General features: G+C 60.3%; 15 protein-coding genes and 1 riboswitch. Of the genes, 6 read left to right on the forward strand and 9 right to left on the reverse strand.

Annotated features, from left to right (window positions below):
* Positions 1-23 precede the first annotated feature (23 nt).
* Positions 24-869 (reverse strand): methylenetetrahydrofolate reductase [NAD(P)H], encoded by an 846-nt coding sequence (gene metF, locus AC1RAC_RS16280; RefSeq protein ID WP_034129073.1) that lies wholly within the window; start codon positions 867-869, stop codon positions 24-26.
* 178 nt (positions 870-1047) lie between these two features.
* Positions 1048-2457, reverse strand: a complete 1410-nt coding sequence (gene ahcY, locus AC1RAC_RS16285) for an adenosylhomocysteinase (RefSeq protein ID WP_034128916.1) — start codon at positions 2455-2457, stop codon at positions 1048-1050.
* A gap of 21 nt (positions 2458-2478) precedes the next feature.
* A riboswitch (S-adenosyl-L-homocysteine riboswitch) is annotated at positions 2479-2585 on the reverse strand.
* 198 nt (positions 2586-2783) lie between these two features.
* Between ahcY and AC1RAC_RS16290 the strand changes: the two genes are divergently transcribed.
* Complete coding sequence (locus tag AC1RAC_RS16290; protein ID WP_034128915.1) at positions 2784-3188, forward strand: acyl-CoA thioesterase; 405 nt, start codon at positions 2784-2786, stop codon at positions 3186-3188.
* Positions 3189-3264: 76 nt separating this feature from the next.
* Positions 3265-4152: a formate/nitrite transporter family protein gene (locus AC1RAC_RS16295; protein WP_034128914.1), complete on the forward strand. Its 888-nt coding sequence runs from the start codon at positions 3265-3267 to the stop codon at positions 4150-4152.
* Here AC1RAC_RS16295 and AC1RAC_RS16300 read toward each other — a convergent pair.
* Positions 4146-5405: a cation:proton antiporter gene (locus tag AC1RAC_RS16300; RefSeq protein ID WP_034128913.1), complete on the reverse strand. Its 1260-nt coding sequence runs from the start codon at positions 5403-5405 to the stop codon at positions 4146-4148. The two genes, AC1RAC_RS16295 and AC1RAC_RS16300, sit on opposite strands and share 7 nt — an antisense overlap.
* Positions 5406-5508: 103 nt before the next feature.
* Between AC1RAC_RS16300 and AC1RAC_RS16305 the strand changes: the two genes are divergently transcribed.
* Positions 5509-6342 (forward strand): EamA family transporter, encoded by an 834-nt coding sequence (locus AC1RAC_RS16305; RefSeq protein ID WP_054899037.1) that lies wholly within the window; start codon positions 5509-5511, stop codon positions 6340-6342.
* 29 nt (positions 6343-6371) lie between these two features.
* Entirely contained in the window at positions 6372-6758 is a 387-nt protein-coding gene (locus AC1RAC_RS16310) for an MAPEG family protein (RefSeq protein ID WP_197883579.1), read from the forward strand.
* A gap of 207 nt (positions 6759-6965) precedes the next feature.
* On the opposite strand, the gene mltA is transcribed toward AC1RAC_RS16310, so the two are convergent.
* A complete protein-coding gene (mltA, locus tag AC1RAC_RS16315) occupies positions 6966-8159 on the reverse strand; it encodes a murein transglycosylase A (RefSeq protein ID WP_072445581.1) in 1194 nt (397 codons plus the stop codon).
* 128 nt (positions 8160-8287) lie between these two features.
* Here mltA and AC1RAC_RS16320 point away from each other — a divergent pair, with 128 nt between their 5' ends.
* Positions 8288-8737 (forward strand): c-type cytochrome, encoded by a 450-nt coding sequence (locus AC1RAC_RS16320; protein ID WP_034128909.1) that lies wholly within the window; start codon positions 8288-8290, stop codon positions 8735-8737.
* 6 nt (positions 8738-8743) lie between these two features.
* On the opposite strand, the gene AC1RAC_RS16325 is transcribed toward AC1RAC_RS16320, so the two are convergent.
* From AC1RAC_RS16325 to AC1RAC_RS16345, 5 genes are all read right to left on the reverse strand, one after another.
* Positions 8744-9139 (reverse strand): DUF1090 domain-containing protein, encoded by a 396-nt coding sequence (locus tag AC1RAC_RS16325; protein WP_197900342.1) that lies wholly within the window; start codon positions 9137-9139, stop codon positions 8744-8746.
* Between the two features lie 37 nt (positions 9140-9176).
* On the reverse strand, positions 9177-10841 hold the full coding sequence (gene ligB / locus AC1RAC_RS16330; protein ID WP_057976502.1) for an NAD-dependent DNA ligase LigB: 1665 nt from the start codon (positions 10839-10841) through the stop codon (positions 9177-9179).
* Positions 10842-10936: 95 nt separating this feature from the next.
* Positions 10937-11287 carry a DUF1090 family protein gene (locus AC1RAC_RS16335; RefSeq protein ID WP_057976504.1) on the reverse strand — a complete coding sequence of 117 codons (351 nt, stop codon included), beginning with the start codon at positions 11285-11287 and terminating at the stop codon, positions 10937-10939.
* A 212-nt stretch (positions 11288-11499) separates the two neighbouring features.
* Entirely contained in the window at positions 11500-12690 is a 1191-nt protein-coding gene (gene metK, locus AC1RAC_RS16340) for a methionine adenosyltransferase (RefSeq protein ID WP_003194964.1), read from the reverse strand.
* 19 nt (positions 12691-12709) lie between these two features.
* Positions 12710-13705, reverse strand: coding sequence for an ArsR/SmtB family transcription factor (locus AC1RAC_RS16345; protein ID WP_054899040.1), 996 nt, complete (start codon positions 13703-13705; stop codon positions 12710-12712).
* 259 nt (positions 13706-13964) lie between these two features.
* Here AC1RAC_RS16345 and tkt point away from each other — a divergent pair, with 259 nt between their 5' ends.
* Complete coding sequence (gene tkt / locus AC1RAC_RS16350) at positions 13965-15962, forward strand: transketolase (RefSeq protein ID WP_034128906.1); 1998 nt, start codon at positions 13965-13967, stop codon at positions 15960-15962.
* Positions 15963-16041: the final 79 nt, after the last annotated feature.

The following is a 16041-nucleotide window of genomic DNA, read 5'->3' on the forward strand; positions in this document are numbered from 1 at the left end:
GCCTTGGTACAACCGGTCAAGCGTTAACGTGGCAGCTTGAGGTTGTTCCAGATGGCAAGGCTGGGTTCAGCCTGGTTCAGGGTATAGAAATGCAACCCTGGTGCACCACCTTGCAACAATTGCTCACACATCTCGGTGATGACCTGCTCGCCGAACGCCTGGATGCTTTTGACGTCATCGCCATAGGCTTCCAGTTGCTTGCGCACCCAGCGCGGGATCTCGGCACCGCAGGCGTCGGAGAAGCGCGCCAGCTTGCTGTAATTGGTGATCGGCATGATGCCCGGCACGATCGGGATGTTCACGCCCATCGCCCGTACACGCTCGACGAAGTAGAAGTAGCTGTCGGCGTTGAAGAAATACTGGGTGATCGCACTATCGGCGCCGGCATTGGCCTTGCGCACGAAGTTCTGCAAATCGTCTTCGAAATTGCGCGCCTGGGGGTGCATCTCCGGATAAGCGGCTACTTCGACATGGAAGTGATCGCCACTTTCTTCGCGGATGAAGCTCACCAGATCGTTGGCGTAGCGCAGCTCACCGCTGGCCATGCCCATACCCGATGGCAGGTCGCCACGCAGGGCAACGATGCGCTTGATGCCGGCGGCTTTGTATTGGGTCAGCAGGCTACGCAGGTCGGCCTTGCTGTCGCCCACGCAGGACAAATGCGGAGCGGCGGGAACTTTGACTTCACTTTCAAGCTGCAACACGGTGTTGATCGTGCGATCACGGGTCGAACCGCCAGCGCCGTAGGTGCAGGAGAAGAAGTCAGGGCTGAAGCTGGCCAACTGCTTGGCAGTTGCCATCAGTTTTTCATGCCCAGCATCGGTCTTGGTCGGGAAGAACTCGAAGCTGTAGCGACGGTCTTGGGACATGGTCATACCCTTGGAAACTCGAAAGCCTGGAAGGCATACGCAATCGATGCGGGTGCCTGGCTTTCTGTGGGAGCTGGCTTGCCTGCGATAGCATCAGCTCGGTGTTACTGGAACACCGAGGCGTCTGCATCGCGGGCAAGCCCGGCTCCCACAGAAGAGCCGGCGCCAGCAAGGCCGATCAGTAGCGGTAAGCGTGCGGCTTGAACGGGCCTTCAACCGTCACGCCGATGTAGTCGGCCTGGGTCTTGGTCAGTTGAGTCACCACGCCGCCGAAGCCGCGGACCATTTCCAGGGCCACTTCTTCGTCGAGTTTCTTCGGCAGTACTTCCACAGTCAGGCGCTCGGCTTTCTGGGCTGGCGACAGGTCGGCGTACTTTTGTTCGAACAGGAAGATCTGCGCCAGCACCTGGTTGGCGAACGAGCCATCCATGATGCGGCTTGGGTGACCAGTGGCGTTGCCCAGGTTCACCAGGCGGCCTTCGGCCAGCAGGATCAGGTAGTCATCGTTCTGTGGGTCGAAATCACCAGCGCCGGTACGGTGAACCTTGTGTACCTGCGGCTTCACTTCTTCCCATGCCCAGTTCTTGCGCATGAAAGCGGTGTCGATCTCGTTGTCGAAGTGACCGATGTTGCAGACAACGGCGCGCTTCTTCAGGGCCTTGAGCATGTTCGCATCGCACACATTCACGTTACCGGTGGTGGTGACGATCAGGTCGATCTTGCCCAGCAGGGCTTTGTCGATGCTGGCTTCGGTGCCGTCGTTCTGGCCGTTGATGAACGGCGAAACCACTTCGAAACCATCCATGCAGGCTTGCATGGCGCAGATCGGGTCGACTTCGGAGACCTTGACGATCATGCCTTCCTGACGCAGGGACTGGGACGAGCCCTTGCCCACGTCACCGTAGCCGATCACCAGGGCTTGCTTGCCCGACAGCAGGTGGTCGGTGCCGCGCTTGATCGCATCGTTCAGGCTGTGACGGCAGCCGTACTTGTTGTCGTTCTTGCTCTTGGTCACCGAGTCGTTGACGTTGATGGCCGGGATTTTCAGCTCGCCCTTGGCCAGCATGTCCAGCAGGCGGTGTACGCCGGTGGTGGTCTCTTCGGTCACGCCGTGGACGCGGTCGAGGATCTGCGGGTATTTCTTGTGCAGCAACTCGGTGAGGTCGCCGCCGTCGTCAAGGATCATGTTGGCATCCCAAGGCGCGCCATCTTTGAGGATGGTTTGCTCCAGGCACCACTCGTACTCTTCTTCGGTCTCGCCTTTCCAGGCGAATACCGGGATACCGGCAGCAGCGATAGCGGCAGCGGCCTGGTCTTGAGTCGAGAAGATATTGCAGGACGACCAACGCACTTCGGCACCCAGGGCAACCAGGGTTTCGATCAGCACGGCAGTCTGGATAGTCATGTGGATGCAGCCGAGAATCTTGGCGCCCTTGAGCGGCTGCTCAGCGGCGTACTTGCGACGCAGGCCCATCAGGGCTGGCATTTCGGATTCGGCGATAAAGGTTTCGCGACGGCCCCAGGCAGCAAGGGACATGTCGGCGACTTTGTAGTCGTTGAAATCTGCAGGCGTCATTACAGCGCTCATAGAGAGCCTCCATTCGTAGTGTGCGAATGGGCGCCGTTGTGCGTTTAGTATCAGGCCAGGGCAACCAGGCCGGACAACGCCCCATCCGAGCCTGACAGGTTGAACCTGCTGCAGCGCCCCTCGGACAGGTGGCGGGAGAACGGTATCAATCGAAGATGACCGTTTTGAAGCGGAGGCGATTATAGCCGTGTAAGCGGCACTTCCCAAGCCTTTCTGTCGGCGGCATGAAGATCGCTCATGGGCTTGATAGCTAATGGCTCATAGAGCTTGGGTCCTTGCTCTGCCATGATGTTGCCTATCATTTGGCAAGACGCTTTGGAGTGACCATGAACTTCCACACCCGCAAATGGGTAAAACCCGAAGACCTCAACCCCAACGGCACACTGTTCGGCGGCAGCCTGTTGCGCTGGATCGACGAAGAAGCGGCCATCTACGCCATTGTCCAGCTCGGCAACCAGCGCGTGGTCACCAAGTACATCTCGGAAATCAACTTTGTCAGCGCCTCGCGCCAGGGCGACATCATCGAGCTGGGGATCACGGCCACCGAGTTTGGTCGTACCTCTATTACCCTGACCTGTGAAGTGCGTAACAAGATCACGCGCAAAAGCATCCTGACGGTAGAAAAAATGGTCTTCGTCAACCTTGGCGAAGACGGTTTGCCCGCGCCTCACGGCCGTACAGAGATCAAGTACGTCAAGGATCAGTTCCAGGAAGACGGCCTCAGCGAGTAATCCCGCGCAGGACCAGTGAACGCTCTTCATCAACCATAGGTCGTACCTGAACATCGCCCCCCGTTCAGGTATCACCATGGCTACGCAAGAAGACGGCAAGACCCCCAACCTGTCCCAGGAAGAGCAGCAGGACGTCGACAAGAACCAGCCGCCCCGCGCAGCGGTATTGCACGAAATCATTCGTACCCAGGGCGACCAGGAGCTGGAGCGCAGTGTCGCCGCGTTGTGGTGGTCGGCATTGGCCGCCGGGCTGACCATGGGTTTGTCACTGATGGCCATGGGGCTGCTCAATTCACGCCTGCCTGAGGGCGAAGCCTTCAAGGTAATTGCCAGCTTCGGCTACTGCGCGGGCTTCCTCGCGGTGATCCTGGCACGCCAGCAACTGTTTACCGAAAACACCCTGACCGCCGTGCTACCGGTGATGAGCAAGCCAACCCTGGCGAATGCCGGGCGTCTGTTGCGGCTGTGGTCAGTGGTGCTGGTGGGCAACCTGTGTGGCACCTTGCTGGTGGCATACGTGATGCTGCACCTGCCGATCTTCGATACCAAGACCGACCTGGCCTTCCTCGAGATCGGGCGCAAGGTCATGGAGAACGACCCCGCGCAGATGTTCGCCAAGGGCATCGTCTCCGGTTGGATGATCGCCACCATGGTCTGGATGATCCCGTCGATGGAGAGTGCCAAGCTGTGGATCATCATTCTGATCACCTACTTCATGGCTCTGGGTGACTTCACCCATATCGTCGTCGGTTCAGCCGAAGTGTCCTACCTGGTATTTGCCGGCGAGTTGCCATGGAAGGATTTCTGGCTGGTCTTCGCCGGGCCGACCCTGGCCGGCAACATCATCGGCGGCAGTTTCATCTTCGCGTTGATCAGCCATGCGCAGGTTCGCAGCGAAAGCAGCCTGCCAGGTAAAAAGGCTGCGGACCCGAGGCATCCGCAGCAGATCAACAAGGATCAGTGATGCTCAGGCGTGGCCTGGGGTTCGTCCCGGGTCACGTGCTTGACCAGCTTGCCGATGCTCAACCCCTGCAACAGGATCGAAGACAGCACCACGATGTAGGTGATGCTCAGCAACAAGTCACGCTCCGGGCCCAGAGGCAGGGCCAAGGCCAGTGCCACCGAAACCCCGCCGCGCAAGCCACCCCAGGTAAGGATACGGATAGTGCCGCGCGGTACCGTGCGCCAACGGCGCAGCAACAGGATCGCCGGGGCCACGGTCAGCAGGCGCGAGAGCAGGATCGCCACTGCCAGCAGGCTGGCCGCGAACACGTGCAGCCAGTTGAATGGCAATAGCAGCAGCTCCATGCCGATCAGCGCAAACAGCAAGGCATTGAGCATGTCATCGAGCAGTTCCCAGAAACCATCCAGGTAGCGACGCGTCATGTCGTTCATCGCCAGTTTGCGCCCCAGGTTGCCGATGATCAGCCCCGCGACCACCATCGCAATCGGTGCGGACACATGCAGCTCCGAGGCCATGGCCGAGCCGCCGATCACCAGGGCGAGGGTCAGCATGACTTCGATCTGGTGCTGTTCGATGCTCTTGATCATCAGGTACACGAGATAGCCGATCAGCCCGCCAAACAGCACGCCGCCAATGGCTTCGTGGGCAAACAGCATGGCCGTGGCGCTCACGGTGGGCGTCTCACCCAACTGCGCGATACCCAGCAGCACGGTAAACACCACCACGGCGGTGCCGTCATTGAACAGCGATTCGCCGACGATGGTGGTTTTCAGCGGTTTGGAGGCATTGGCGGTCCGTAGCACGCCGAGCACCGCAATGGGATCGGTAGGGGATATCAGGGCACCGAACAGCAGGCAGTAAAGGAAACTCACGTGCCAGCCAAACAGGGCGAAGATGTAGTACGCCAGGCTGCCGATGACCACGGTGGCGATCAATACGCCAAAGGTTGCCAGCAGGCCGATGGGCCAGCGGTAGCTGCGCAAGTCGTTCAAGTTGACGTGCAAGGCGCCGGCGAACAGCAGGAACGACAGCATCCAGTTCATCAGCAAATCGCCGAAGTCGATCTGGCCGATCAACTGCTGGATACGTTCTTCCAGGCCTGGGTAGCCGAGCACGCTCAGGCCTTGCAGGATCAGCGAGAACAACAGTGCGGTGACCATCACGCCAATGGTGGGCGGCAGGCCGATAAAGCGGAAGTTCACATAAGTGAGCAGGGTGGTGAGGCAGATGAAGGCGGCGACAAGTTCAAGCATCCGGGGTCCTTGGAGCAGGGAAATATAGGCGCACGGGGTGCGTCGAATCGGTAGTTAGTATAAACAGGTGCTGTTACATGATGTATCAATTAAGGAGGTTCTGGTGGTAGCGACAGCCCTGGTGCTGGTAGCGGCGCTGTTGCATGCGACGTGGAACACCTTGATCAAGTTCAGCGGCGAGCGCCTTTTAGTCATTGCCTGCATGGACAGTGTGGCGCTGCTGTTCGTGGTATTCGCGGTGGGCTTCGTGTCCTGGCCGCCGCTGGACATCTGGCCGTGGATCATTGCTTCTGCGTTGTTTGAGTTGCTCTATCGCTATTTGTTGATCCAGGCCTATCGGGTGGGTGACCTGGGCCTGGTGTATCCGTTGATGCGCGGTTTGTCGCCGCTGGTGGTGCTGGTGCTGACCCTGGTGTTTGCCGGCGAAGTATTGAATACCCAGCAGATTCTGGGGATTCTGCTGATTCCGTTTGGCATGGTGTGCCTGCTGTGGCAGGGCGGCGGCGGTGACCGGTTGCCCTGGTCGATGCTACCGGTGGTGGTATTGATTGGTCTGTGCATCGGCTGCTACACCTTTCTGGACGGGCAGGCGCTGCGGCGCTGGTCGCATCCGCTGGATTACCTGGTGTGGCTGACGCTGATCAGCGCCTGGCCGTTTCCGTTGCTGGCGCTGGTGCGCAAGCGTGCGGCCTTCAGCCTGTTCTGGCGCACCCAGTGGCGGTTGGGCTTGAGCGTGGGGCTGTGCGTGTTGTTGAGCTACGCTTTGGTACTTTGGGCCATGCAGTTGGGCTCGATTGCCGAAGCCGCCGCGCTGCGCGAAGTCAGTGTGATTCTGGTGGTGCTGTTCGGCATGCGTTACTTGAAAGAACCTTTTGGCCGTCCACGGCTCATAGCCTGTGGGTTGGTGTTGATTGGCATGTTGGTGATGAAACTCTAACCGTCGGATAAAACTAAAAGGAATCGGTGATGACAGTCGCTTTATGGTGTGTATTGATCGCAATCTTTCTGCCGTACATTTGCACTGGTGTGGCCAAGTTCAGCACAGGCAAGTTCGGGCCACGGGATAACCACGACCCGCGTGCCTTCCTCGATAGCCTGGAAGGCGTCGCCAAGCGTGCTCATAGCGCGCAACTCAACAGTTTCGAAGTGACCCCGGCGTTTGCCGCTGCAGTCATCATTGCGCACCTGGCCGGCAACGCCGAACTGGTGACGATCAACGTGCTGGCAGTGCTGTTTATCACCAGCCGCCTGCTGTACATCATTTGCTACCTGGCGGACTGGGCGATCTTGCGTTCGCTGGTGTGGGCCGTGGGTATGGCGTTGATTGCGAGTTTCTTCTTCGTTTCGATTTGAGGGACGCCGCCGTCGCTATGCGGGAGGGAGCAAGCCCTCATGTCGATCAATTAAATGTGGGAGCTGGCTTGCCTGCGAAAGCGGTCGCGCAGTAACAGATGCAGTGACTAACAAACCGCCTTCGCGGGCAAGCCCGCTCCCACAGGGGATTTGCGATAACTGACTGGGTTCAGGGCGCGCCTCTCCCACATTGATTATCAGCGATTGTCAGGTTCCGGCAGGCGCATCCGGCACCTGGGGCAACGCCGCGCCTTTGGGCCACAGCATCCAGATCTGCCCTTGCTGTTTCATATTCCCCGCCAACTCGCCTGCGGCATTGCCTGTGCCCCAGAACAGATCTGCGCGCACTTCTCCGGTGATTGCGCCGCCGGTATCCTGCGCGGCGACGGGGCGTGCCAGTGGCGTGCCGTCTGGTTTGGTGGTCGACAACCATAACAGGCTGCCCAGCGGAATCACCTTGCGATCCACTGCCACACTGTAGCCAGCGGTCAATGGCACGTTCAGCGAACCGCGCGGGCCTTCGTTGCTGTCGGGGCGGGCGCTGAAGAATACGTAGCTGGGGTTGCTCGCCAACAGTTCTGGAATGCGCTGCGGATGGGCCTTGGCCCAGGCGCTGATGGCGCCCATGGTCACGTCTTCTTTTTTCAGTTCGCCTTGTTCCACCAACCAACGGCCAATAGGGCGGTACGGGTAGCCGTTCTGGTCGCCGTAACCCACACGCAGTTGACGCCCGCCGGCCAGTTGAATACGCCCCGAGCCCTGGATTTGCAGGAACTGCAGGTCCATCGGGTCGGTCAGCCAGGCGATCGGCTTGGCGGTGGAGCCTTGGCTGTTGAGAGTGCTGGCGTCGTCATACGGCTTGAGCACACGGCCTTCCAGGCGCCCGCGCAGGCGCTTGCCCTTGAGCTCCGGATAGATGCTGTCGAGGTTGACGACAATCAGGTCGTCCGGCACGCCGTATACCGGCACGTGGGCGGTGGCGGTCTTGGTCAGGCTGCCGGGGTAGACCGGCTCGTAATAACCCGTGATCAAGCCGTTTGGCGTGTTGTTGGCCGAACGCAGGCCGAAGACATCCAGGTGTTCCTTGAGAAAGCTACGAACCGCTACGGCATCGCCCGGTACGCTGGCCGCTGTCGCGCAGGTCGGGCCCCAGATCGGGTCGGCCTTGAGACGCTGGCACGCGCTGCGCCAGGATTCAAACCCGGCGAGCAAGTCGCTGTCGGAAACGCTCGGCAGGGCTTCCCATGGTGCGCTCACATAGGTGGCAACGGCGTGAGGTTTGGTTGGCTCCTGGGCAACTTCTTTATCGGTGTCTTTACCGGCATCGCAGCCGGCCAGTAGCGCAAACATTGGCAGAGCCCAAGCCAGGCTGCGGCCCCAGGGTTTGAAGGTGACATTCATGCAAGCAATTCCTGAAACGATTGCCCGCGCTTCACTGCATCCGGGCAACCTTATTATTAATAGGGCTATTGGTCTTTGTGGGCGGTGCGAGGATACTGGCCGCCGTTTCCCGTGACCTTGAAGCCATGATGATGTTAAAAAAACTGACCGTTGTATTGCTGGCCTGCCTGGCTTTGTCTGCCTGTGGCGGTGTTGATCCCAATTCCCCCCTGGGCCAGCGCAAGGCAATCTTCAAGCAGATGCTCAAGACCGGTGAAGACCTGGGCGGCATGCTGCGCGGACGTATCCCATTTGATGGCGCCAAGTTCGCCGAGGGTGCGGTCAAGCTGGATGCGTTGTCCCATGAACCGTGGAAACATTTTCCGAGCGTACGCGAAGAAGACCACACCAGTGCCAAAGATGATGTGTGGCAAAAACAGGCGCAGTTCCAGCAACTGGCCCGCGAACTTGAGGCGGCCACCGGTGAATTGGTGATCGCTAGCCAGGTGCAACCTTATAAAGCCAGTAGCCTTCAACCTGCGGTGCAAAAAGTTGAAGATGCCTGTAGCGCCTGCCATAAACAGTTCCGCGATCATTGATCGGTTTTACTGGTCGAGTTCTTCCACTGCGTCCTGCAGCTCTTTACGCGAGTCGGCCAGTTTCTCCTTACGCTTGTTGATCTTGTCCGGGTCGCCTTTTTTCATGGCTTTGTCGAGGTCGGCCTGACGGCGGCTGACTTCGTGCTTGGCGTCGAGCACCTTGTTTTCACGTTCTTTCTTCAAGCCGGCATCGGTGCAGTGGGCGGTAACTTCGGCCAGGGCTTTTTCCAGGCCAGCCTGTTGCGCGCTGTTGCCGTGGGCCTTGGCTTGTTCGATCTGGCTGCTGATGGCCTGGCGCTTGGCGGCGCAGCCGGTGAGGGGTTGTGCGTCTTCGGCGGCCAACAGCGGCGTGGACGTGAAGCTCGCGAAGGTCAGCAAGGCAAAGGGGGCGAGAAATTTCATATAAGGCTCCAAGTTCGCAATCAGGTGGCGGAGGGGATCAAAACCCATCTATCCCGGCTCCGCGTAATGTTTCAGCCAAGGCTTGTACCTGCGGGTCGCGAAAAAAAGCGCTGAGTTGCGCCGCGCGTCCCGGGCCGATGCCATCTGAGGCCAGCCAGGCTTGAGTGTCTTTGGCGACCAGCGTCTGCCAGTCTCCTTCCAGGTTGTTGCGCGCCGCCGGCGGCACGCCCAAGGCCTTGAGCCATAGTGAAAAAGGGCGTTGCCGGGCGCTTTGAATACTGTCGAGCACCCGCGCACGGGTACGCTCGCCTAAGCCCTCAATGGTAGCAAGCTCGGCCGCATCAAGTGTCAACCAATCGAGAAAGCCTGCGATTAGACCGGCCTGGATCAATACGTTCCAGGTTTCGCGCCCCATGTGGGGCAAGGCCAGGCCGTGTTTACCGCTCAGCCAGGTGAGGCGGGCGAGCAGTTGGTCTTCGCAGCCAGGGTCCAGTTGCCAGCAGCTCAAGGCGTGGAAATCTTGAGCGTTGGGTACCTGCACGTCCACGCGTGTCTCGTTGCGCAGGATCACCTCGTCCAGTCGCGGTATGACCTGGCCCGCCAGGCTGATCGACACGTGATCGCCGGGGCGGATATCCAGGGCTTGCCAGCGTTTCAGGGAGCCGACGCTCACTCGGCTGATCTGCCGATCATCCAGCCGTACGGGCTCCAATTCGAGGATAGGTGTAATACGCCCGGTACGTCCCACCCTGAACTCGACCTTGCGCACCAGGGCCAGTGCCTTGATAGCCGGGTACTTCCAGGCAACCGACCAGTAGGGCGCACTGGCTTGCCAGCGCTCGGCGGGCGCTCGCGCAGCCTGGTGCAGCACCACGCCGTCGCTGGCGAAGGGTAATGGCGCGTTGTACCAATGCGTGCGCCAATGCGCAGCTTCGCTGATGGTGCTGACGGGTTGGCTGTACTGTTGGCTATCGGTGAAGCCCCAGCGCGCCAAGGTGGCAAGGTGTTCGGTGAAGTCCGTCGGGCCGTCTGGCCACGCCCAGACGAACAGGCCGATCCCGGCAGCCTCGGCATCGCTCAACCGACGACGGTTCATCAGGCCAGCCACTTTGCTGCGTGCATTGAGCCCGCCCTTGAGCGATTGCACATGGTGGTTGAGGCGCCAATAGAGTTCGCCTTGCAGCACCACATCAACGGCGTCGGGCAACTGTTGGACAATGCCGGGGATCTTGACGGCGGAGGCTGACCAATCGTGGCCAAGCAGGCCGTCGCCCCGACTGATGAGCTGATGCAAGCGGCCCTGGCGATACACCAGTGTCACCGCAACGCCATCGACCTTGGGTTGGACCCAGACATCCTGTCGAGTGCTGAGCCAGTCACTGACGGCCGGCTCGCTCGGCAGCTTTTGCAGGCCAGTGTGTGCGGCCGGGTGAGGTAAGGTACCGCGCGCACTGGCCAGCGGGTTATCAGGCTTGGGTGTCTGCTCGCGAGTGCATTCTTGCCAATGCGCCAGGCGTCTGCGGGCCTGGTCGTAGAGCTCATCGCTGATCAGGGCTTGGCCCTGTCGATGGTAGCTGTCGTCCCACTGCTGGATTTGCCTGGACAGGGTTTCCAGCTGTGAGTGAACGTCATCGGGGCAGGTTTCGGCCCAGGCCCAGGCGGGTGCGGCGCTTATGAGAACAGCCAGTAATACGTGCATCATGAGCATCCTTGCTCGAAAAGGGGGGCCAGCCTAAGTGATCCGCGCGCCCACAAAAAAGCCCCGACCGAGCGGGGCTTTTTACCGGGTGTTTCTGTTTACTTGAACAGGCCGCCCAAGGCCTTCACAGCATCATTGTTTTCAGCCTTGGCCTGCTGCTTCTGCTGCTTGGCGTCGACTTTTGCCTGGCTGTCGGCGAGTTTGTTGCAAGCTTTGTTGACCTGCTCCAACGCAGTCTCATACGCCCGCACTTTCAGCAGATCGTTCTTGGCATTGGCCGCGTCGATCTTGGCTTGCAGGTCTTTGGGTTGCTGCTGGCAGTCGCCGGCATTGCCGCCACCGAGCTGGGCACTCAGGGCACCGCTCAAAGCGTTCAGGTCAGCGGCCTGGGCCGACAGGGTGAACAGGCTGAGCAGAAGGGCGGCAGGGGCGAGCGTGGAAATGCGCATGAAAACCTCAATGTTCGATTGCCTGCGCGCTTATCCATCCCGGGCGGGCGCAGTGCAATATCCAAATAAGGTGAAGGGCCCGAGAGGGCGCGGATTCTAGTGGGCCATCATTTGGCCTGCAAGCCTTGGATCCAAAAAAGCCCGAAGTGGTCCTGCAGGCAACAAAAAGCCCCGCCAGGCAGACCTGGCGGGGCTCTATTTGCCGCGAACGATTACAGGCCGGCGGCGGTACGCAGGTCGTTGGCGCGGTCGGTTTTTTCCCAGGTGAAGGTGCTGAAGGTGTCATCACCCACAGTCTTCTGCGCCGGGGTGCGGCCGAAGTGGCCGTAGGCTGCGGTTTCCTGGTACATCGGGTGCAGCAGGTCGAGCATGGTGGTGATTGCGTAAGGGCGCAGGTCGAAGATCTCACGCACCAGCTTGACGATCTTGTCATCGCTGATCTTGCCGGTGCCGAAGGTGTTCAGCGAGATCGACGTAGGCTGGGCCACGCCAATGGCGTAGGAAACCTGGATTTCGCAGCGCTCGGCCAGGCCGGCAGCCACGATGTTCTTGGCCACATAACGACCGGCGTAAGCCGCAGAACGGTCAACCTTGGAAGGGTCCTTGCCGGAGAATGCACCACCGCCGTGACGGGCCATGCCGCCGTAGCTGTCGACGATGATCTTGCGGCCGGTCAGGCCGCAGTCGCCCACGGGGCCACCGATGATGAACTGGCCGGTCGGGTTGATGTGGAACTGGGTGTCCTTGGTCAGCAGTTCGGCAGGCAACACATGCTTGACGATCAGCTCCATCACGCCTTCACGCAGGTCGGCGTAGGACACGTCCGGGTTGTGCTGGGTCGACAGTACGACGGCGTCGATGCCCACGACTTTGCCGCCTTCGTAGCGGCAGGTCACCTGGGACTTGGCGTCAGGGCGCAGCCATGGCAGTACGCCGGATTTACGCGCCTCGGCCTGGCGTTGTACCAGCTGGTGCGAGAAGGTAATCGGCGCGGGCATCAGTACGTCGGTTTCGTTGCTGGCGTAGCCGAACATCAGGCCCTGGTCGCCGGCGCCCTGGTCTTCAGGCTTGGCCCGGTCAACGCCCTGGTTGATGTCCGGGGACTGCTTGCCGATGATGTTCATCACACCGCAGGTTGCGCCGTCAAAGCCGACGTCGGAGCTGTTGTAGCCAATGTCGGTGATTACGTCACGCACGATCTGCTCCAGGTCGACCCAGGCAGTGGTGGTAACTTCGCCGGCGATGATCGCCACGCCCGTTTTCACCAGCGTCTCGCACGCCACACGGGCGAACTTGTCTTCAGCGATGATAGCGTCCAGCACCGCGTCAGAAATCTGGTCGGCGATTTTGTCCGGATGCCCTTCAGACACGGACTCGGAGGTGAAAAGGGAGTATTCGCTCATCTCGATGTTTTCCTGATATTTACCGATGGTGAGTGTCGCCAGCCGGTCGCTGAAAATGGCGGACCTGAATCTGGAAACCATTACGTAAACCTACATAGAGGCTTTCCCCGGGAACGAGTCCCGCAGCGGTGGCCCAACGGGCCAGATCGTCCTGTTCAAAACCCAGCCAGAGATCACCGCAGGCCTCCTTGGCCCAATTCTGGTTGTGGCTGCATAAATCCGTAACCAGGAGGCTACCGCCGGGGTGCAGCAACCCGGCCATTTGCTTGAGAGCTTCTGCCGGTGCGGCGAAATGGTGCAAGACCATGTTCAGCACCACGCAATCGGCTCGCAGGCCGGTGTCACTCAGGGCGTCGGCCAACTGCAGGCGCACATTTCCCAAGGCTTCGCGCTCACAGAGTTGGCGCGCCAGTTCAAGCATCGCCGGGCTGTTATCCAGCGCGGTCACCTGCTCGAAGCGGCGCGCCAGTTCGGGCAGGAAACCGCCGTCGCCAGGGCCGACTTCCAAGGCCGTGGCCTCTTCACTGAAGCTCAGCTTGTCCAGCAGCGCCAGTACGCTTTCGCGGTACTGTGCCAAGCCGGCGATCAGATCCTGCTGGGCGCGAAACTTATCGGCCACCCGTGAGAAAAAATCCTGGCTGGCGGCGGCGCGTTGCCCGTGCACCTGGCCGATACGCGATTGCACATCGCCGGGCAGGCACAAGTTATCCACTTCTTCGAGCAGGGCAGCGTGTAATTTGCCGCCAAGCAGTTCGGTATGGGGCAGTGCACGCCGGTAGAAAATCGCATTACCTTCGCGACGGGTGGCCACCAGGTCGGCCTGGGCCAGCACCTTCAAATGGTGGCTCATGCCGGACTGGCCGATGGCGAAGATCTGCGCCAGCTCCAGTACTCCGAAAGAATCGTTGGCCAGTGCGCGCAGTACGTTCAAGCGCAACGGATCGCCAGCGGCCTTGCACAAGGCAGCCAGTTCATCGCCGTCGTCAGGACGCAGGGAGGGCACGGGTAGGTTCATAAGGCCAGCAGTCTAGTGACGGGTGTAGATCCTCGCAAGGCCAATATCAAAAAGTTTTGATATTGAACGATAAGTGGCGGTTATAAGCCGTCGCTATAACCTTAAGACGAACCGGTTAAAGGTTTCTGCAAGGGATTGATGCCCAAAGCACAGGAAAAACGCCCTCAAGTGACTATCTGTCATTGCCCGCAGGCGGTGGCTGAGGGAAAATGCCGGTCCTTTTTTCCGTTTCTTTTCAGCAAACTCCAGGAGATCAGCGATGCCCAGCCGTCGTGAGCGTGCCAACGCCATTCGTGCCCTCAGCATGGATGCCGTGCAAAAAGCCAACAGCGGCCATCCCGGTGCCCCGATGGGCATGGCGGATATCGCCGAGGTACTTTGGCGTGACTACCTGAAACACAACCCGAGCAACCCGTCGTTCGCCGACCGTGACCGCTTCGTGCTGTCCAACGGCCACGGCTCGATGCTGATTTATTCGCTGCTGCACCTGACCGGCTACGATGTCACCATCGACGACCTCAAGAGCTTCCGTCAGCTGCACAGCCGCACCCCGGGCCACCCGGAATTCGGCTACACCCCGGGCGTCGAGACCACCACCGGTCCCCTGGGCCAAGGCCTGGCCAATGCGGTTGGTTTCGCCCTGGCGGAAAAAGTCCTGGGCGCGCAGTTCAACCGCCCCGGCCACGACATCGTTGACCACCACACCTACGTATTCCTGGGTGATGGCTGCATGATGGAAGGCATCTCCCACGAAGTCGCTTCCCTGGCCGGTACCCTGGGCCTGGGCAAGCTGATTGCCTTCTACGATGACAACGGCATCTCCATCGACGGTGAAGTCGAAGGCTGGTTCACCGACGACACGCCAAAGCGTTTCGAAGCCTACAACTGGCAGGTGATCCGCAACGTCGACGGCCACGATCCGGAAGAAATCAAGATCGCCATCGACACCGCTCGCAAGAGCGCGCAGCCAACCCTGATCTGCTGCAAGACCACCATCGGTTTCGGCTCGCCGAACAAGCAAGGTAAAGAAGATTGCCACGGCGCCCCGCTGGGTGACGCGGAAATCGCCCTGACCCGCGAAGCGCTGAAGTGGAACCACGGCCCGTTCGAAATCCCGGCCGACATCTACGCCGAATGGGATGCCAAGGAAAAAGGCCTGGCGGCTGAATCCGAGTGGGACCAGCGTTTCGCTGCGTACTCCGCCGAATTCCCTGAATTGGCCAACGAGCTGGTACGCCGCCTGGCCGGTGACCTGCCTGCCGACTTCTCGGAAAAGGCCTCGGCCTACATCGCTGAAGTCGCGGCCAAGGGCGAGACCATCGCCAGCCGTAAAGCCAGCCAGAACACCCTGAACGCCTTTGGCCCGTTGCTGCCTGAGTTCCTCGGCGGTTCGGCTGACCTGGCCGGTTCCAACCTGACCCTGTGGAAGGGTTGCAAAGGTGTCTCGGCCGAAGACGCCAGCGGCAACTACATGTACTACGGCGTGCGCGAGTTCGGCATGAGCGCCATCATGAACGGCGTGTCCTTGCACGGCGGCCTGGTGCCATACGGCGCAACCTTCCTGATGTTCATGGAATACGCACGTAACGCCGTACGTATGGCGGCGCTGATGAAGAAGCGCGTGATCCACGTCTACACCCACGACTCCATCGGCCTGGGCGAAGACGGCCCGACGCACCAGCCGGTCGAGCAATTGACCAGCCTGCGCACCACGCCGAACCTGGATTGCTGGCGCCCAGCCGACGCCGTGGAGTCCGCCGTGGCCTGGAAGCACGCCATCGAGCGCAAGGACGGCCCTTCGGCGCTGATCTTCTCGCGTCAGAACCTGCAGCACCAGGTGCGTACCGACGCGCAGATCGCCGACATCAGCCGTGGCGGTTATGTGCTCAAGGACTGCATCGGCGAGCCGGAGCTGATCCTGATCTCCACCGGTTCCGAAGTGGGCCTGACCGTTCAGGCGTACGACAAGCTGACCGAGCAAGGCCGCAACGTTCGCGTTGTGTCCATGCCGTGCACCAGCGTGTTCGAAGCCCAGGACGCCGGCTACAAGCAATCGGTGTTGCCGTTGCAGGTCAGTGCGCGTATCGCCATCGAGGCGGCTCACGCCGACTACTGGTACAAGTACGTGGGCCTGGAAGGCCGTGTGATCGGCATGACCACCTACGGTGAGTCGGCGCCGGCGCCAGCGTTGTTCGAAGAGTTCGGTTTCACCCTGGAAAACATCCTGGGTCAGGCTGAAGAGTTGCTGGAAGACTAAGTCAGTCTGCGTTGTCTGTACTGGCGCCATCGCGGGCAAGCCCGCTCCCACATTTGGATCACGGTCCACTGTGGGAGCG

This window comes from Pseudomonas sp. GW823-FHT02F05, assembly GCF_058797315.1.

Bases quoted from the DNA above. Each gene is read 5' to 3' on its own strand.
- tkt (WP_034128906.1), top strand. From the start codon at position 13,965: ATGCCCAGCCGTCGTGAGCGTGCCAACGCCATTCGTGCCCTCAGCATG.
- AC1RAC_RS16335 (WP_057976504.1), bottom strand. From the start codon at position 11,287: ATGCGCATTTCCACGCTCGCCCCTGCCGCCCTTCTGCTCAGCCTGTTC.
- AC1RAC_RS16325 (WP_197900342.1), bottom strand. From the start codon at position 9,139: ATGAAATTTCTCGCCCCCTTTGCCTTGCTGACCTTCGCGAGCTTCACG.
- AC1RAC_RS16290 (WP_034128915.1), top strand. From the start codon at position 2,784: ATGAACTTCCACACCCGCAAATGGGTAAAACCCGAAGACCTCAACCCC.
- ligB (WP_057976502.1), bottom strand. From the start codon at position 10,841: ATGATGCACGTATTACTGGCTGTTCTCATAAGCGCCGCACCCGCCTGG.
- metK (WP_003194964.1), bottom strand. From the start codon at position 12,690: ATGAGCGAATACTCCCTTTTCACCTCCGAGTCCGTGTCTGAAGGGCAT.
- mltA (WP_072445581.1), bottom strand. From the start codon at position 8,159: ATGAATGTCACCTTCAAACCCTGGGGCCGCAGCCTGGCTTGGGCTCTG.
- AC1RAC_RS16320 (WP_034128909.1), top strand. From the start codon at position 8,288: ATGATGTTAAAAAAACTGACCGTTGTATTGCTGGCCTGCCTGGCTTTG.
- AC1RAC_RS16295 (WP_034128914.1), top strand. From the start codon at position 3,265: ATGGCTACGCAAGAAGACGGCAAGACCCCCAACCTGTCCCAGGAAGAG.
- ahcY (WP_034128916.1), bottom strand. From the start codon at position 2,457: ATGAGCGCTGTAATGACGCCTGCAGATTTCAACGACTACAAAGTCGCC.
- metF (WP_034129073.1), bottom strand. From the start codon at position 869: ATGTCCCAAGACCGTCGCTACAGCTTCGAGTTCTTCCCGACCAAGACC.
- AC1RAC_RS16300 (WP_034128913.1), bottom strand. From the start codon at position 5,405: ATGCTTGAACTTGTCGCCGCCTTCATCTGCCTCACCACCCTGCTCACT.
- AC1RAC_RS16310 (WP_197883579.1), top strand. From the start codon at position 6,372: ATGACAGTCGCTTTATGGTGTGTATTGATCGCAATCTTTCTGCCGTAC.
- AC1RAC_RS16345 (WP_054899040.1), bottom strand. From the start codon at position 13,705: ATGAACCTACCCGTGCCCTCCCTGCGTCCTGACGACGGCGATGAACTG.